The sequence below is a fragment of the Lysobacter yangpyeongensis genome (assembly GCF_042655745.1).
Lineage (GTDB): Bacteria > Pseudomonadota > Gammaproteobacteria > Xanthomonadales > Xanthomonadaceae > Agrilutibacter > Agrilutibacter yangpyeongensis.
This window is the reverse complement of sequence record NZ_JBHSNM010000005.1, coordinates 1-17,018: the sequence shown is the minus strand read 5'-3', so window position 1 is coordinate 17,018 and position 17,018 is coordinate 1. Positions and strand designations below refer to the sequence as shown.

General features: G+C 67.5%; 17 protein-coding genes. 4 read left to right on the top strand and 13 right to left on the bottom strand.

Going from position 1 to position 17,018, the window contains the following annotated elements:
- The gene (locus ACFPN1_RS13060; protein ID WP_386755545.1) at positions 1 to 636 is read right to left on the bottom strand and encodes a hypothetical protein; all 636 of its coding nucleotides are present in this window, start codon (positions 634 to 636) and stop codon (positions 1 to 3) included.
- A 653-nt stretch (positions 637 to 1,289) separates the two neighbouring features.
- Between ACFPN1_RS13060 and ACFPN1_RS13055 the strand changes: the two genes are divergently transcribed.
- Positions 1,290 to 2,456, top strand: a complete 1,167-nt coding sequence (locus ACFPN1_RS13055) for a c-type cytochrome (protein ID WP_386755544.1) — start codon at positions 1,290 to 1,292, stop codon at positions 2,454 to 2,456.
- A 127-nt stretch (positions 2,457 to 2,583) separates the two neighbouring features.
- On the opposite strand, the gene ACFPN1_RS13050 is transcribed toward ACFPN1_RS13055, so the two are convergent.
- The 3 genes from ACFPN1_RS13050 to ACFPN1_RS13040 form a co-directional block, all read right to left on the bottom strand.
- A complete protein-coding gene (locus tag ACFPN1_RS13050; protein ID WP_386755542.1) occupies positions 2,584 to 4,275 on the bottom strand; it encodes a tetratricopeptide repeat protein in 1,692 nt (563 codons plus the stop codon).
- Positions 4,276 to 4,524: 249 nt separating this feature from the next.
- On the bottom strand, positions 4,525 to 6,114 hold the full coding sequence (locus ACFPN1_RS13045; RefSeq protein WP_386755541.1) for a hypothetical protein: 1,590 nt from the start codon (positions 6,112 to 6,114) through the stop codon (positions 4,525 to 4,527).
- A 324-nt stretch (positions 6,115 to 6,438) separates the two neighbouring features.
- The gene (locus ACFPN1_RS13040; protein WP_386755540.1) at positions 6,439 to 7,326 is read right to left on the bottom strand and encodes a metal-dependent hydrolase; all 888 of its coding nucleotides are present in this window, start codon (positions 7,324 to 7,326) and stop codon (positions 6,439 to 6,441) included.
- Positions 7,327 to 7,706: 380 nt separating this feature from the next.
- Between ACFPN1_RS13040 and ACFPN1_RS13035 the strand changes: the two genes are divergently transcribed.
- Positions 7,707 to 7,970 (top strand): hypothetical protein, encoded by a 264-nt coding sequence (locus tag ACFPN1_RS13035; protein WP_386755538.1) that lies wholly within the window; start codon positions 7,707 to 7,709, stop codon positions 7,968 to 7,970.
- Between the two features lie 114 nt (positions 7,971 to 8,084).
- On the opposite strand, the gene ACFPN1_RS13030 is transcribed toward ACFPN1_RS13035, so the two are convergent.
- From ACFPN1_RS13030 to ACFPN1_RS13000, 7 genes are all read right to left on the bottom strand, one after another.
- Positions 8,085 to 8,465, bottom strand: a complete 381-nt coding sequence (locus ACFPN1_RS13030; protein WP_386755537.1) for a VOC family protein — start codon at positions 8,463 to 8,465, stop codon at positions 8,085 to 8,087.
- A gap of 176 nt (positions 8,466 to 8,641) precedes the next feature.
- Positions 8,642 to 8,938 carry a hypothetical protein gene (locus ACFPN1_RS13025; protein WP_386755536.1) on the bottom strand — a complete coding sequence of 99 codons (297 nt, stop codon included), beginning with the start codon at positions 8,936 to 8,938 and terminating at the stop codon, positions 8,642 to 8,644.
- A 120-nt stretch (positions 8,939 to 9,058) separates the two neighbouring features.
- On the bottom strand, positions 9,059 to 9,937 hold the full coding sequence (locus tag ACFPN1_RS13020; RefSeq protein WP_386755534.1) for a CPBP family intramembrane glutamic endopeptidase: 879 nt from the start codon (positions 9,935 to 9,937) through the stop codon (positions 9,059 to 9,061).
- Between the two features lie 242 nt (positions 9,938 to 10,179).
- The gene (locus ACFPN1_RS13015) at positions 10,180 to 10,446 is read right to left on the bottom strand and encodes a hypothetical protein (protein WP_386755533.1); all 267 of its coding nucleotides are present in this window, start codon (positions 10,444 to 10,446) and stop codon (positions 10,180 to 10,182) included.
- A 56-nt stretch (positions 10,447 to 10,502) separates the two neighbouring features.
- Entirely contained in the window at positions 10,503 to 10,961 is a 459-nt protein-coding gene (locus ACFPN1_RS13010; protein ID WP_386755723.1) for an Hsp20/alpha crystallin family protein, read from the bottom strand.
- A 5-nt stretch (positions 10,962 to 10,966) separates the two neighbouring features.
- The gene (locus ACFPN1_RS13005) at positions 10,967 to 11,608 is read right to left on the bottom strand and encodes a hypothetical protein (protein WP_386755532.1); all 642 of its coding nucleotides are present in this window, start codon (positions 11,606 to 11,608) and stop codon (positions 10,967 to 10,969) included.
- A gap of 62 nt (positions 11,609 to 11,670) precedes the next feature.
- On the bottom strand, positions 11,671 to 12,702 hold the full coding sequence (locus tag ACFPN1_RS13000; protein ID WP_386755530.1) for an NADP-dependent oxidoreductase: 1,032 nt from the start codon (positions 12,700 to 12,702) through the stop codon (positions 11,671 to 11,673).
- 237 nt (positions 12,703 to 12,939) lie between these two features.
- Here ACFPN1_RS13000 and ACFPN1_RS12995 point away from each other — a divergent pair, with 237 nt between their 5' ends.
- A complete protein-coding gene (locus ACFPN1_RS12995) occupies positions 12,940 to 13,662 on the top strand; it encodes a glycoside hydrolase family 25 protein (protein WP_386755529.1) in 723 nt (240 codons plus the stop codon).
- 47 nt (positions 13,663 to 13,709) lie between these two features.
- Here the strand turns inward: ACFPN1_RS12995 and ACFPN1_RS12990 are convergent, their stop codons facing one another.
- Positions 13,710 to 14,321 (bottom strand): GyrI-like domain-containing protein, encoded by a 612-nt coding sequence (locus ACFPN1_RS12990; protein WP_386755528.1) that lies wholly within the window; start codon positions 14,319 to 14,321, stop codon positions 13,710 to 13,712.
- A 110-nt stretch (positions 14,322 to 14,431) separates the two neighbouring features.
- Here ACFPN1_RS12990 and ACFPN1_RS12985 point away from each other — a divergent pair, with 110 nt between their 5' ends.
- Complete coding sequence (locus ACFPN1_RS12985; protein ID WP_386755526.1) at positions 14,432 to 15,238, top strand: S1 family peptidase; 807 nt, start codon at positions 14,432 to 14,434, stop codon at positions 15,236 to 15,238.
- A gap of 224 nt (positions 15,239 to 15,462) precedes the next feature.
- Here the strand turns inward: ACFPN1_RS12985 and ACFPN1_RS12980 are convergent, their stop codons facing one another.
- A complete protein-coding gene (locus ACFPN1_RS12980) occupies positions 15,463 to 16,590 on the bottom strand; it encodes a serine hydrolase domain-containing protein (protein WP_386755525.1) in 1,128 nt (375 codons plus the stop codon).
- Between the last annotated feature and the right edge of the window lie 428 nt (positions 16,591 to 17,018).

Sequence of the window (17,018 nt, the reverse complement as noted above, 5' to 3'; positions counted from 1 at the left end):
TCAGCTCACCTTCTGCGGAAACTGCTTCGCCAGCGCGCCGGCCATCGCGTCGGCGATCACGTCCATGTGCTTCTGCATCGCGGTCCAGGTCTTCGCTTCGGCGACGCTGTCGCCGCGCATGATCTCGCCGATCTGCGCGGCGTGGTGCGCGCCGTGCGCCATCAGCAATCCGCGCACCGCGTCCTGCGTCAGATAGGGATTGGCGCCGGACAGGAACACCGCGATCTCGCCGGCGTTCTGCGTGAGCGTGGTCATCGCCGCATTGAACGCGTCGCGCCGGCCCGCGTGTTCGGCATCGGTCATCGCCTTCACCGCGCCCCAGTGCCCGGCCAGCAGCGCGAGCATGCGTTCGCCGGCGGGCTTGCCGTAGAAGCCGGCGACCGCGTCGGACAACTGCTTCGCATTGGCGACAACGGCATTGGCCGCCGCCTCGCTGCGCTTGGCATCGCCGGCCTTGACCGCCATCGCGTACGCGCGTGTCTGCTCGACATGGCCGTGCCACAGCGTGCGCAGCGTTGCCTGCAGTTTCGGCGCGGGCGCCGCGGCCGCGGGCGGCCCGTCGTGCGCGGCGTCGTGCGCCTGCACGGCCGGCGGCACCAGCAGGCCGGAGATCAACAGAAAGGTCAGGTATTTCATGGGTTCGCTCCTGTTCGGTCGCACACCGCGACAGGGGCATTCGGGCACTACCGGAACATATTCACAAGTTGAATATGTGTAAAGTGGTTTTAGCGGCATATTCCGCTACCCGAACCGCGCCACCCACGGAGATCCCCTCGCTTCGTCACGCGCCCTTCGACTCCGGGCCTGCCGCCCGTAGCTTCAGGGCGAACGGCAGGAGTTGAGGGCATGGCTCTTGACCGAAAGCAACACTCCTTCCCACCGTCCGCCCTGAGCGTAGCGAAGCGGAGTCGAAGGACCACCCACGGCACGCAGCCCAACGGCCACAGGCGAACTACGCGCTGCAACAGACCCGTTCGTCCCGAGCGTTGCGCAGCGAAGTGGGAGGACCACCCACAACATCACACCGCCATGGCAACGCCCCCGGACGTAACGCGTCGCTTCAGCAACACAGCCGCATCACGGACATGAGCTGCCTGGCTCATCGACAACTGCAATCGCATGACCCGCCATCGCATCGGGAACGAAGGCCGCACATCGCTGCCGTATCGCGCACATCCCAATGTCCAGCCAGCACACAGTCACACACGCGCGGCTTTACACACGCCACCACACCAACGTCGCAGAAACAGGCGTAGCGTCCTGACATCGTCAGAGGACGGAGAACCGCCATGTCCCGCACGATGCTTTCCGCGCTGTTGTGCGCCGCGCTGTCGACCTTCGCCAGCGGTTGCGGCGAGATCCCGCAGGCGCACGCAGCCACGTCGAATGGCAACAACTTGTCGCCACAGATGATCGCGGAGGGCCAGCGCATCTTCCGCTACGACACCTTCGGCGACGAGCAGCAGTGGACCGATACGCTGCGCATGCACGAGGTCGTACAGGACCTCGATCCGATCACCGCGCTCGCGGTGGGCCTGAAGGTGGACGCCGACGCATTGCCGCCGGGCATCCTCGACGGTGCCGACCTCGGTGATCCGGCGGTCACCGTCGCATTGCTGAAGCTCGATGCGGTGGTCGGCGTGCACGCCGCTGTCGATGCGAACAACCGCATCACCCGCCTGGGCATCACCTGCGCACTGTGCCACTCCACCGTCGATGACGCGGTGCAGCCCGGCATCGGCCATCGCCTCGACGGCTGGCCCAATCGCGACCTCGATCCGGGCCGGATCATCGCGCTGTCGCCGGCGGTGCCGCCCGCGGCCAAGGTCGTCTACAACAGCTGGGGACCGGGCAAGTACGACCCGCGCTTCAACATCGACGGATTGAACACGCCGCTGGTGCTGCCGCCAGCGTACGGCCTGCTCGGCATCCGCAACGAGACCTACACCGGCGACGGCCCGGTGTCGTACTGGAACGCGTACGTCGCCGTGACCCAGATGGGCGGCCATGGCAATTTCCGCGATCCGCGCCTGGGCATCGACATCCGCCAGTCGCCGGACATGGTGACCTCGAAACTGCCGGCGCTGCGCGCCTACCAGCTCAGCCTGCGCGCGCCCGCGTCGCCCGCCGACGATGTCGCCGCGGCACGACGCGGCCGCGTGGTCTTCAACGACAACTGCATCGGCTGCCACATGGGCTACACCGGCACCGACAACAACAGCGGGCGCCTGCATGGCGCGACCGAAACCGGCACGGACGGCGCCTATGCCGCGCGCACGGTGAACAAGGCCTACCGCACCACACCGCTGCGTGGCCTGCGCTATCACCCGCCGTATTTCCACGACGGCAGCGCGGCGACGCTCGATGACGTGGTCGCGCACTACGACCGGGTGCGGCAGCTGCACCTCACCAGCCAGCAGCGCGCGGACCTGGTCGAGTTCCTGAAGACGTTGTAGCAACCGGCCGCACTGAAGCGTGGGTGAGGTCGTGGATCGCGCCCACGCGGCGCTCCAGCGCAGCGATCCCTGCGGTAGGAGCGAGCCATGCCCGCGACTGACACGGCGCCGCCAGCGTTCGCGCTACTCACAGCCGCGAGGACGTCAGCGTGATATCCGCGTTGCGCCATGCCGTGGCGAAGCGCGTGTCGATCGCACGCGCCTCGGACTCGCGCTTCTGCGCGCGCAGGCTCTGTGCCAGGCCGTACAGCGACCAGCCGTTGTCGGGATTGCGCTGCAGCTCTTCGCGATACACCGCTTCGGCTTCCTTCGGCTGCTTCGCCACCAGCAGCAGGGCGCCGAGCGTCTGCCGCGTCGGCGCATGCCAGCCGGGCGGTTCGTCGTAGGGAATGCGGTCCTCGATCGTCGCCGCTTCGCGCAGTGCCGCGATGGCGGCAGCGCTGTCGCCACGCGCGCTGGCCAGCTCGCCGGCGAGCGTGCGTTCGGCAATCCGCGCCGAATGCGACAAGGGATAGCGGTCCCACATCGTGAGCGTTTCCATCACCGGATCGGCCGCGCCCTGCGCGAGCGCCTTGAGGTGCGCGTCGGCGTCGCCCAGTCGCCTCTGCCGCACCGCCGCCATGCCCTGCGCGTAATGCCAGATCGCGGTGACATAGGGCAGGTCCGGGGCGGGATTGGGCGCGGCGGCGATCTCGTCCCACTGCCCGAAACGCACGCGATAGAACCACGGCGTGAGCCAGTACTGCTGCAGGCCGGCATAACCCGGCTGGCGCATCAGCTCGGGCAGGTCGGTGCGCTCGGCGGTGTGCTCGGCCGCGGCTTTCGCCAGCGCCTGCGTGCCTTCCATGCTCGCGGCGAACCACAGGAAATGATGGTTGTGCGGCACGTACCCCAGCGGGTACACGCCCTTGGTGTTGCCACGGCAGATGGCCAGGTAGGCATCGTCGGCGGCGATCGCGACCTGGTTGGCCAGCACGGCGTCGTGCCAGCGGCCCACGCGCGAGTAGATGTGCGCCGGCATGTGCACCAGATGGCCGGACGCCGGAATCAAGGTGCGCAGGTGATCGGCCGCGGCCGCGCCGCGCTGCGGGTCGGCCGACGCCTCGACCGCATGCACGTACAGGTGCAGCGCGCCGGCGTGATCGGGATTGCGTGCGATCACCGACTCGAGGATCGACACGATCTCCGCGGTATGGCCCTTCGGCTGCAGCTTCGCGTCGTAGTAGTCCCACGGCTGCGTGTCCATCATCGCCTCGGCGTGCAGCGTGGCCGCGTCGAGATCGTCGGGCAGCTGCCGCACGAGCTCGCGCGTCGCCTCGACATAGGCGGCGTCGAGCGGTTTGCGATCCTGCGGCGGGTTCTGCGCGTAGCGCGCCGACAATGCGCGGATGAACGCCTGCTCGCGCGACGTCGCCTGCGGCGCCAGCGCAATCGCCTTCTGCAGGCGCTCCCAGGCGGCCGCGTTGCTGGATGGATCCATGGCCGCATTGACGTGCGGACCCAGCACCAGCGCCGCGCCCCACCAGCACATCGCGCAATCGGGATCGATCTGCGCCGCGCGCAGGTACGAACGTTCCGCCGCGTCATGGTTGAAGCCGTACGTCAGCATCAGGCCCTGGTCGAACCAGCGCTGCGCTTCGGGTCGCGCGGTGGTGATCGGGAAGTGGTAGTCGCCCAGCCCCTCCAGCAGGGTCGCGCCGACGATCTGCGGCGGCAGCGGCGGCGCGGAGGCGGCGGGCGGCGATTCGGACCTGCGCAGGCAGGACAGGCCGGCGGCGGCCACGAACACGACCAGAAAGACGACGAACAGACGTTTCATGGTGGAACCCCGCGCCAGTAGGGATCCGGTTTTCTACGCCCGGCCCGCACGCGAGGCAATCGGCGATCGCGGGCGAATGCCGCCATTCACCCGATCGGGGGAGGCCCGGCGGTCATCTGCCCCGCGTAACTCTTCTCCCCGCGAGCGGGGAGAAGAGCGATGCACGTATCGCCGCTGCGGCGCGGAGAAGAACCACCCTCCTTCATCCGCCGACGATGTGCCGCAGCAATGCAGTCCGGTGTGGCGTTCTCAACGCATCCGCAACTTCCGGCCCTGGTAGTTGGTCTGCTCGGCCTCGCGCAGTTCCTGCATCAGCAGCGCCTTGGTCGGGTTGTTGAGCGCGCTGCACGCCGGCGCCTTGTCCGGGTTGCCCTGGTTGATGCAGACCTCCTTCGCCCAGTACTGCAGGGACTTGAAGGGGAAGTTCATCGCGTAGTCCGCGGCGGCCAGCACCTGGCGGTTGTTCGGATCCTGCGGCTGCGTGCCCGGCCGGCTCTGGAACCAGCGCATCCAGTCCGCCGATCCTTCCTCGAAGAACACCAGATTGCCCTGCGAACTGGCCGGCACCGGCTGGCCGGTGGCGCTGATCTTCGCCAGCGGCGTGGGCAGCAGGAACGAGGCCATCGCGTACTGCGACACACCGTGGCAGCTCATGCACGAGGACATCGCGAGGTTGGGGCCGCCTACGTCGACCAGCTTGCACGTCGAAGGATCCTTGCACGTGGCCTTGGGATCGCAGCCGGCGCCGGTGCAGATGACGTACGGCGGATTCTGCTGCGCACCGTCGTTGGGACCCGACAGACGCCCGCCCCAGCCGAGCGTCTCGGTGGCATACAGCGGCGCGGCCGGGTTGATCCAGTTCTCCAGCAGCGGATCGCCGGCCTTCGTCGCCTGCGGATCGTTGCCCCACATCGCGCCCAGCGGCACCATCCGCTGCCACGCATCGCCCGCCGGCGTGCCGGTCGAGGCGGCCACGCTGTTGTCGAAGGTCAGCGTGCTGAACACCCAGCCGGTTTTCGGCGCGGCCTGCGAGTCCTTCACGATGATGTCGAACTGGAAGAAGTTCACCGCGAACTGCGACGGCGTCGATGCGAAGCTCTGCGAGTCGCAATCGAATGCCGGCGTGTAGATCGTCCAGGGCAGCGCGCCCTGCATCGGCGGCCAGGTCGCAGCATCGGCGGTGGAGAACGCCGCCTTGACGATGATCGATCCCTCATCGAACTGCGGCATGTTGTTGGAAAGATCCGGCGACATCGAGGTGCTGCCCCACACGCGCTGCAGCGAGCGGCCGGCGACGTCGTTGTAGAACACCAGCACGTAGGTGGTGAACGGCGACTTCAGTCCCGACTTCGGAAACAGCACCGGCGAGAAGCAGCTCGATCCCATGTACGTGCCGTGGATGCCGTCGCGGATCGGCGCCAGCCAGGGCTGGTTGTACCAGCCGAGCTTCGCCGGATCCCACGCCGACGGCTGGCCTTCCATGCGTGGATCGGACAGCAGTCGCACCATGTCGTCGCCGATGTACTGCTTGAGCAGATCCACGTACGCGCCCGCGGTCTGCGGCGTGATCGGCTGGCCCTTCAGCGATTGGGTCCACGGATAGCCGCCGGGAGGCGGTGGCGGCGTCTCCGCGGGATACGCATAGCTGCCGGCAAAGCCGCGATAGCCCGCGGGCGTGCCGACAGTCGGCGGTGCATACGGTGTCGCCGTGGTGGTGGCGGCCTGCGATGCCTCGGCGGCATCGGCTTTCAACGACTCGGCGTGCGAGTACTGCCACAGGCCGGCGGCAGCGATCACGGCGACACCTGCCAACAGCAACGTCCTGACGTGCACGTGCATGACTTCCTCCTTGATGCAGACGATGGTCCGGCGTACCTGCCGGCGTGGACGCGGGATGCGCGGTGGCTGCTCTCCTCGATGATGGTCTCGTGTGGCTGTCGAGCGGTTGAAATGCGCAGGACATCCTGTCCGACAGGTCGGTTGCATTGCGCAGGCCCGACCTGCAAAGCTGCATGTACTGCGGTTTCGGCGCTTCCCCCGTGCGTGCTGTATACGCCCGCACGCACGCTGCGGCAACTCGCGTTGGCAGCAAACCGATACCACGCGCACACATCCGCCGGCGCACACGGCACGCCAGCCGGGCAGGTGTCATTACGAGGTGCGCTATCCGGCTTCGACGCCCCGCGCGACCTTCGCCTCTTTCTCCGCGCCACCCGTCACTGCGATTTCGCGCAACCGCGGTTGCGCCGCACTGCGATCTCGTTCGACCACCTCGCGCGCCAGCGCGCTGTCGTCGAGCTGCCAGGGATGGAAGCGCGGACGCAGGTAATTGCGCACATGCTCGAAGCTGCGTCGCAGCATGTGATCGCGCGAGAACAGGTGCCGTCCGAACTGGCGCCACGTCGCGCGCGAACCCAGCAAACGATCCTGCCACAGCAGGTATGCCATGCCCGCGGTCATCAGCAGGTAGAACAGCGGCAGCACCAGCGCCGCGCCCAGCAGGCGCAGCGGATAGGCGGGCCACAACCGCTGCAGCACGTCGAAGGCCACGTGCTTGTGCTCGATCTCCTCGGCGAAGTGCCACTCGAACAGCGCGCGCAGGTCCGGGTCGGCCTCGGCGAGGATGCGCTGCGCGAGGAACTCGTGACCGAGATAGGCGTTGACGTGTTCGACGCAGGCGACCATCGACAACCGCACCGGCAGCGGCGTGATCGGCTCGAGGAAACGGTACAGCAGCGCATCGACGCCGCGCACGAAGCGGCGGAAGCGATACCCCTGCAGTTCGAGCACGCTCCAGTAACGATGATGCCCCGCGCCGTGCTGGCCTTCCTGCTGCAGGAAGCGCGACACCATCGCGATCGCCTCGCGGTCGTCCAGGCGCGGCAGGCAGCGTCGCAGCGTGCGGATGTAGTAGCCCTCGTTGCCGGGAACCACCAGCGTGTAGGTGTTGAGGATGTGGGTCAGCGCCGCGTCGCCGCCGCACCAGTGCCGCGGGGTGCGTTGCGAAAAGGTGGCCACGAAGGTTCTGGGCTGGATTTCCTGTCGTGCCATGCGCTTCGTCCTTGAAGAAGAGGAACGGGGACCATCGGCCACGCGCCAGTTGCGTATCTACTCGCCTTGGTCGCGCGGGGCAAGAGCCCGAGCGAATGCGCGCAACCGCGGGCGGATCGCCAGGAACATGCGATGCGGCGACTGCCAGGACGGTGTCGCAGCCGTCGGCGCCACACGCAGCGCGCGCGCCGCGCTGCAACAAGCCGCCGTGCCGGCCCGCCCCCCGAACGGGTGAGGCCGCATCCGCAAGCGGCAATTTCCCCGAAAATCCCGCGTCCGCGCGGCTGTGCACCGGTTGTCCACAGCGTTATATGCAGCCACCGCGGACGCGGCGGTGTAGCGTGCACGCCGCTGTCCGTCCCCCGCCCCGAGGTGCGCCCATGAGTTGGAACAGCGGTGCGAGCAAGCACTACCAAGGACCGATCGACCGCGTGTACGTCTCCCTGCGTGAAGTGCACGACGTCGATTTCTTCATAGACGAATACCTGCGCCTGCGCCTGCTGGATCTCAACGACGACAACCGGCGCATGGTGGGATCGCAGCTGGAATCCTTCCTCGGCCGCGTCCCCTACCGCTGGGACGATCTGGTCGACTTCCTCGACAGCGGCTGGCACGCGGAAGCCGGCGCCATCGGCTTCGGCTGATCACGCCACTTGCTTTCGCAGGAGCGCCCCACGGGCGCGACCAACGCGCGGGTGCAGTCTTCGCGAGCCATCAGGCCCGCATGCGTGCGTGCGGTTGCCGATCGCGCGAACGACTCACTGCCCCGCCGGCGGCTCCCACAGTTCGACCTTGTTGCCTTCCGGATCGAGCACCCAGCCGAACTTGCCCTGCTCGGAGGTTTCGGTGCGATCGAGCACGTTGCAGCCCTCGTCGCGCAATGCGGCGAGCAGCGCGTCGAGGTCGGCGACGCGGAAATTGATCATGAAGGACGCGGTACTCGGCGCCATGTAGGTCGTGTCGGCGGCGAACGGACTCCAGATGGTCATGCCCGCCGGACTGCCATCCCCGCCCCAGTTGAAGATCGCGCCGTTCCAGCCGGTCACGTCGAGCCCCAGGTGATCGCGGTACCACGCGGCGAGCGCCGCGGGATCGTCCGCCTTGAAGAAGATGCCGCCGATGCCCGTGACTCGCTTCATGGTGTGCTCCGGTTGTGATCGAAAAGGTCGTCGCGCGCGGCGCGCCTGCGCAGGGTGCATGGATCCGGCGGTCGCGCCCATGGGGCGCTCCTACGGGAATGGCGGGATCGGTCGAGCCGGTAGGAGCGGGTCATGCCCGCGACGCACGCCGCGACACCACCGCCCGATTGCGTCCCTCACGCCGCCACGGGCAGCACGAAACGGCACACCAGCCACGTCAGCAGCACCAGCACCGTCGGGCACACCCAGCCGAAACGCGCCGCGATCGCGCGCGTGTTGTCCTGCGCCTGCGCCGGGCCCGCGGCTGCCGGCGCCTGCGCGGCGAACGCCCAGGCGATGTTCAGCGCCCAGCCTGCGGCAACCGCGATCGCAGCTGCCGCGCCCAACGCGTAGCGCATCGACAGCCACCAGAACAACGCGACCGGGACGATCAGCGCCAGGACCAGCAGCGCAACGACGGCGGGCTTTTTCATGCGGTCTCCGGCAGCGGATGGAAGCGGGAGCCCGTGCGTCGCAGGGCTCCGGCGCGGTGATTGTGCCGCACCGCGCGCAGCGGCGAGCAACTCGCCATCGCCGGCGCGAGCTCGCCGCGCTTACGCCGGCTGCAGGCGCAATCCGTTCTCCGGTGCCGCCGCGGCGCTGCCCTTCCACTTCCACAGCAGCACCAGCGTCGCCAGGTCCACGACCACCGCGAACACCGTCGACTCCGGACCGAAACCGCCGCCCGTCATCCACGCCGGCCGGTCCAGCAGTTGCGGCAAGAACCAGCCCGGCAGATCCACGCCGCTGACGTCGAAGCCGAGCACGTGGCCCTGCATCCAGTTCCAGCCCAGGTGCATGCCCACCGGCAGCGCCAGGCTGCGCGTGCGCAGCCAGGCCATGCCGAGCATCGCCGCCGCGAGCGCGATGTCGAGCGACGCCCACACCTTGGTCGCGCCGTGCATGTCCGGATTGCCCCAGTGCGCGACGGCGAACAGCAGCGCGAGTGCGATCTGCGCGAACCACACGCCCGTGCCATCCACCAGGCGCTGGAACATGAAGCCGCGGAACAGCGTCTCCTCGAACAACGCCACCGCCGCGAACAGGTACAGCCCCTTGCCGAGCGCGCCGAGGCTACGCGCCGGATCCAGTTGCAGCGTCACCGCGCCCGATGCCCACATCATCGCCACCACGAGCAGCATCGACACGACACCCAGCAGCACGCCCGCGACGGCTTCCTTCGCCCAGCGCCGATCGAGGCGGAAGCCCACGCTGGACAAGGGCTCCTTGCGCAGCCGCGTGCAGATCCACGTGACCAGCAGGAGGAATACGAACCCCAGCGGCTCCAGCCACGGCTTGCCAACCCCCAGGCCCTGCAGGGAGTGCGACAGCGGCGTGTACGCGAAACGCGTGACGAATACGAGACCCAGGAACAACAGCACCCACCAGCCATTGCGCAGGCGGTGCCCGCGATCGAAGAAGATCTGTCTCAAGACGCGCTCCATGCCAGCGGATTCCCGCGCATTGTCGCTGGCGCTCTCGCTGCGCCGGAATGTGCAGGAGGTCATTGCAACCACGACGCAGGCGGCGCCACTTTCGCCAGGCACGCATGCACGCGGTTGCGCGCGACTGGAGGCTTCTGAACCCGGCAACCGCCTGCGCGTAGCGGTCGGCGCCGTCGCGCAACGGCAGGCGCCGCTGCCGGGAACCTCGGGTTCCGGCAGCGGCGCGGCCTTCACTCCACGCTGGGCATCGGCACTGCCAGCTCGGCCAGTTCCGCAGTCCAGTCTTCCGCGTACAGACGGCAGTACTCGGCCAGGTAATCGCTGCGGCGCGCATCCGTCGCCGATCCGGCGGCCTCCGCTTCCGTCAGTTGCTCGCGCCATGCCGCCAGCAACCGTTCGGGATGCGGGTGCGTGGCGATCAGCGCGCGCAGCATCACGCGCTGGATATGCAGTTGCGCCTGCAGACCGCAGATGGCTTCTTCGGTGTTCTGGTCCATCCCACTCCTCCATCGCAACAGACGAAGGCTGCCAGATGGCCTGGCAGCGCGCGAGGTCAGTTGTTGACCACCGTGCCGACCTGGATGCGGCGCGGCGTGGACTCCGGGCGTTTGGGGATGGTGATGGTGAGCACACCGTTGTGGCCCGAAGCGGAAATGCCCTCGGGATCGGCGCTGTCGGGCAGCGCGAAGCGGCGATGGAACACGCCGTGCCGGCGTTCGATGCGGGAATAGCGCTCGTCGGCACCGCCTTCCTGGCGGCGCTCGCCCTTGATCGTCAGCAGACCCTTGTCCATCTGCACGTCGATGTCGTCCGGATCGACGCCCGGCAGGTCGGCGTACAACAGGAAGCGATCGGCGTCTTCGCGGATGTCGACGCGCGGCACCCACTGGCTGGTCACCACCGACGACTCGTCGGCGTTCTGGAACAGGTTCCCCTCGAACAGTCGGTCGAAGATCTGCTTGACCGGATCCTTGATCGAACCCTGTGCGGGCCACTGGGGATAGCGAACCATTTCGTTCATGGCTGGTGTCTCCAATTGGCAGGGGACGGTCGATTCCGTCCGGCCGCTTGAGTAGGTTTTCCCGACGCGTTTTCAAGAGCGCATGGCGCGCGACGTCCCCGCGTTGAAAATCGATTCAGGGATGTGGAGCGGATGTCGAGATGCGACGCACACCTGCCCCTTTCGCGCAGCCGGAGCATCACACCCGAACGGCTTTTTGATGCAGCCGTTGCCCCAGGGCCGTCGGCCAGCGGCAGGCGCGTGCGCGTCGGCCCGCCGTTCTCGGCCAGCGGCGCCAGGCGCGGATCGGTCGCGGCGATGGTGTCGGCCGGCACCGGCACGTTGGCCCGACCGATCAGGTTGTGATCGCCCTGCACGTCGGTGGTGAGCCCCCGGATATCGCGATCGTCGCCCAGGCTGCAGGTATTGCCGCTGACAATCGTGCTGACCAATTGCAGTCCGCTCGGCGTGTTCATCGCGCCATTGCACTGCGAGGTGGTGTCGTTGCGGTTGTAGGCCAGCGTGCTGATGAAGATGCGCGTGGTGAACGAGAACGACGCCGCGGCGAAGGAGTCGGCGATCGTTGCATCGGCGCGTGCGCCTTGCCGCCGGCCAGCCGCAACGATGCCGCAGGCGCCATCCGCTCCTGCGGTCCGCAATGACCGTTGCGGGAGCCGGGCGATTTGAAGGCCGCGGGTTGAAACCCGCCTACGCCCCTCGCTCATTCGCCCACGCGCACCACCACCTTGCCGAAGTTGCGGCCCTCGAGCAGGCCGATCATCGCCTCCGGGGCGCTCTCCAATCCGTCCACGCGGTGTTCGCGCAGCTTGATCCGGCCCGCGGCCAGCCACGCCTGCATGTCGCGACGGAAGGCGTCGAAGCGTTCGGCGTAGTGGTCGAGGATGACGAAGCCCTGCACGCGGATGCGCTTCTGCAACACGGTGGTCATCGTGCCCGGCAAACGATCCGGTCCGGCCGGTGGCGCGGCATCGTTGTAATGGGCGATCACGCCGCACACCGGCACGCGCGCGCCGACGTTGAGCAGCGGCAGCACGGCATCGAACACTTCGCCGCCCACATTCTCGAAATACACGTCGATGCCCGCGGGGCACGCGGCCGCCAGTTGCTGCGCCAGTTGCGGATCGCGACGATCCAGGCAGGCGTCGAAGCCGAGTTCCTCCACGGCGTAACGGCACTTGTCGACGCCGCTGACGATGCCGACCACGCGCGCACCCTTGAGCTTCGCGATCTGGCCCACCACCGAACCGACGGCGCCCGTCGCTGCGGCGACGACCACGGTTTCGCCCGGCTTGGGTTGGCCGATGTCGAGCAGGCCGACGTAAGCGGTGAAAGCCGGCATCCCCAAACCGCCCAAAGCCAGCGACGGTTGCACCAGATCGCCCAGCGCCGTGAGGTCCTCGCCCGTCGACACCGCGTAGTCCTGCCAGCCCGCGTTGCCCAGCACCAGCTCGCCGACACGGAAGTTCGGATGCTGCGATGCCACGACACGGCTGACCGTGCCGCCCACCATCGGTTCGCCCAGGGCCACCGAGGGCGCGTACGCCGGAGGAATCTCGTCCATCAGATTGCGCATGTACGGATCCAGCGAGAGGTACAGCGTGCGCAGCAGCACCTGGCCCTCGCCGGCCTTCGGGATGTCGGTCTGGTCGAGCCGGAAATCCTGCGGCTTCGGCAAACCCTGCGGGCGCGCGGCAAGCACCACGCGGCGATTGACCTGGCTGTGTTGCGACATCGATCTGCTCCTCAATGAATCCGGCGTGCAAGCGCCGTCGATGCCGTCATGGTGTGTGCGCAACGCCCCCGCGATAAGGCCGCGTTGCCGGGAAAAAGCATCCGTCATCCGGGACAACCAGGCGCCGCCGTTCGTACGTCGCGTTCAGTCGATCGCCTCGCCGCCGCAATTCCGCATTGTCGGCACGCCGCCGCCGGTGCTACCGTCCGGCGCCACGGAAGAAACGGGGATGTCCGGATGACAACGTTACGCATGCTGCTGTTGGCCACCACGCTCTGCGCATTCCAGGCGAACGCCGGCGACGCGACGCCGCCGGATCGACCACGCGGCGTCGACACCTCGCACCACAACGCCGCGGTGGACTGGAAGACGCTGTCCGCGAGCGACGTGCGCTTCGTCTTCATCAAGGCGACCGACGGACTGGACTACCTGGATCCGGCGTTCGCCGACACCTTCCAGGCTGCGAAGGATGCCGGACTGCTGCGCGGCGCCTACCACTTCTACGAAACCAACGACGACGGTTCGGCGCAGGCGGCGTGGTTCATCAGGAACGTCGACCTGCAACCGGGCGACCTGCCGCCTGTGGTGGACATCGAACGGATCAAGGAGCCCGTCGACGGCGATCTGCACGTCCAGTTCGAGGCCTTCCTCGCTGCGCTCGAAGCGCACTACGGGCGGCCGGCCATCATCTACACCGGCCCCAACTTCTGGGACCACGCGATGCGCGAGCACTTTCCCGGCCGCCCGCTGTGGGTTGCGCAGTACGAGGTCCCTGCGCCGACCGTGCCCGACGGCTGGTCCGCATGGACCTTCTGGCAGTACACCGAAACCTGGCAACCCCCGGGCACCGCCGCACCGATCGACGGCAGCGTGTTCAACGGCGACGGCGCGGGACTGGAGGCCTTGCGCCTGCCTGCGGCAACGGCCGACGCGAAGGAAGACGCGCCGCCGGGGGCGTGAGGCGGGCGGCAAAGCGTAGCGAGCAGAAAGACCGAACGCTCGCAGATTCAGTCCCGCTGCATCGGCTGTCGAATGATCGTCTTCCACCGGCTCGGGTGCGCGCGGCGGATGTCGCTCAGGTAGATCTCGTGATGCCTTCCCGCCAGCGCGGAGCGGGCCGCGATGAACGCATGCACACGCTGGATCGTCGGGCCTTCCTGGTCGAACGGGCCCACGTGCAGGGTCTGCGCGCACGGGCCTTCCGTGAAGGTCTCCAGCCGCAGCGTGTCCACCGCGGGATTGGCCTTCTTCCTGCGCACCTCTTCGATGGCGTCCGCGATGGTCTGCGCGGCGACGAAGTCCGGCTGCAGGATCATCATCGTCCACTGCCACTGCGCGCGGTCGTTGGTGAGGAAGGCCGACATGTCATCGGACCACCACAGCCCCTCCAGCGGCATCACCGCGTAGTCGATGCCCCGCGCCTTCTTCACCTTGAACTTCGCCGTGTAGGAAACGGAGAACAACGCCTCCACCGCACGCGCATACGCCGGCGACGTATTGGGATCGCCGGCGCCATCGATCATGAGGAAGCGCAACGCCGGCACGTCCACCCGGACGACCTCGCGCGCGGTCGGGCGGTACAGATGCCTGAGCTCCTGCTTCAGATCGATCTTCTTCATGCGGTTGCCCACGTTCGCCCTTCCGGCAGCGGGGCATTCTAGTCGTGGACCAGGGCGGTCGCCGACCTGAGCCCTTATCCTTCGCGAAGACGCCGCCAAAGGAACTTCAGATGACCCGCCTCTTGTTGCTCGCACTGCTGCTCGTCTCCTTCAGTGCCAGCGCGATCGTCGTTCGGGATGACGTCGCCGATGCGCAGTATCGCGTTCCGGCGTCCGGGTTTCCGGCTCTGGCCGACATGCCCGGCGAAGGCCATGGCGTGCTGATTGCACCGCAGTGGGTGGTCACCGCCGCGCATGCCATCACCTGGCAACCTGAAATCAGGCAGATCACGATCGGCGGCGTGTCCCGGGATGTCGAGCGTGTCGTGATCCATCCCGGCTACAGGAAGCCGCCGCAAGCGTTGCTCGATCACGCATTGGACACCTGGGACTGGACGCTTTTCCGGGTGCTGCTCGCCTCCTCGGATGACATTGCGCTCCTCAAGCTGGCGCAACCGGTGACCGACATCCCGCCGGTCGCGATCAATACGAGCGACGACGAGTTCGGCCAGGTCGTCGAGATCATCGGCAAAGGTGCCACGGGTAACGGCGTCGACGGGTACCAATTCAGCGACCCGCACCGCACGGAATTGCGCCGCGCGTACAACAAAGTCACCAGCGCCGATGGCCACTGGCTGTGTTACCTGTTCGACAAGGACTCGGACGCCCAACCGCTCGAAGGCGGATCCGGCAGCGGCGACAGCGGCGGCCCTGTCCTGATCCGGACCGGAAAGGATTGGCTGCTCGCCGGACTGACGTCATGGTCGGATCCGCAAAGCACCGTCCGGGTGCCGGGGCGCTATGGTCAGGTCAGCTGCAATGTGCGCTTGAGCCATTACCGGGACTGGATCGAAGGGGTCATCTCGGCGCAGTCGTAAGTGCAGCGGCGGTCTGGGGTCCGGAGCAGTCCCTCTGCTGCAGGAAAGTCCACGATGCCCTCGCGGCGTCTGGGGTGCGCGTTCACGGCCGGCTGCGCTGCCGCCTTCGAGCTGGTCAGCGCAAATGTCTGGTGTGTTGGCGAAGGGGAGCAGATTCATTTGCCCGAGCGAGCAAATGAACCCACTCCCTTTGTGCGCGCCCTTATGCGCGGACTGAGCAGGGCTTAGTCCGGCTTCTTGTCGGCCGGGCTCAAGGTCGGAAGCAGTTCCGCCAACGCGGCGTGCGTGACCTTGTCGCCATCCATGTCATCGGCTGCATTGGCGACGACCAGTACGCCGCTGTTCTCGCGCGGGAACAGCGCAACCCACGCCAGCCAGTTGCCGTCGGAGCCGCCGTGCGCCAGCACCGGGCCGCGGCGTCCCGCGATGGTGGGCTGCACGCCCCAGTCGAGCCCGGCGGGCCTGCCGGGTCGGGCCGTCTGCATCAGACGGTAGGACTCGGGCTTGAGCAACGTGCCGTTGCCGCGGCCACCGGCCAGCTGGTCGATGCAGAACCGCGCCCAGTCGCGCAGGCTCATGTGCATGTTGCCCGCGGCGGTAAACAGCATCGGCACGCCGTCGTCCGATCGGGCGAGCACGGTGACGGGCTTGCCATCGCGATGGCCGCGGATCTGTCCATCGCTCGTCGGTCCGAAGCCGGCGCTGTCCATGCCCAGCGGCACGAACACTTCCTCGCGCATCAGCGTCTCGAACGGCTTGCCGGTGGCGCGCTCGGCGATGACGGCGGCAATCAGGAAGCCGGTGTTGCTGTAGGAGAACGCCGCGTCTTCCCTGGCCACCGGCGCATCCTGCAGCGCCTCGGTGATGTAGGCCAGGCGCTGCTCCGGCAGCGGCCGCGTGTCGGTGAAGTAGCGATCGACATGGCTCAGATCGCGCAGGTTCTCCGGCAAACCCGCGCCATGCGACAGCAACTGCACGAGCGTCACGGCGCGATAGTCCTCGCGCATCGACGCGGCCAGTTCGGGCAGCATCGACGACAAGGGCGCGTCCCACGACAGCGTGCCGCGCTCGACCAGCTTCGCGATCAGCGCCGTCGTCATCGGCTTGCTGGTCGAACCGATGAGCCAGACATCCCCGGGCGTCACCGCTTCCGCCGCGTCGTTGCGACGGACGCCGCGCACGGCGACATCGGCCACCTTGCCGTCGCGGATCACCGCCACGCCCACCGCCGGCGTGCGGCTCCCGTCCATCGCGCGGGCCAGCACCGCATCGAGTTCACCGGCGACCGCCGAGGTCGTCGCGAAAGTCGCCAGCAGCAGGCCCGCACAAGCCACACGAACACGTAAACGCATCGACCACCCCATCTGGACGCGCCTCGGAATTGAGCGCGGATACCCGTGCAATTTGCCCATTCGGGCACTTCGACGGCCACTGCGGTTTTGCACATTGCGGTGCAATGGCGATGCTGTTAGGGGAATGGAGGTTTCACCGGCGGGATGGGGATCAATTACTTCCGTCCCTTTTGTTGATCCGAGTTAATTGCCTCCGCCCCCTTGTTCCCTCTTGTTCCCTTGTTCCGCCCTTGTTCCCAGTTCGTGCGGCTCACGCGAGGAAGTAGTTCACTTTTGGAAATAAGTGGAAATAGGGTCAGGTTGGACTGCCCCGCATTCCACAGACAGGTAGTCAGGATACAGCCCTGACCGATTGATACTCCCGCTCGGCCTGCATCGGTGATCGATAACCCAACCCCGAATGCAGGCGAACGCGGTTGTAGAACACC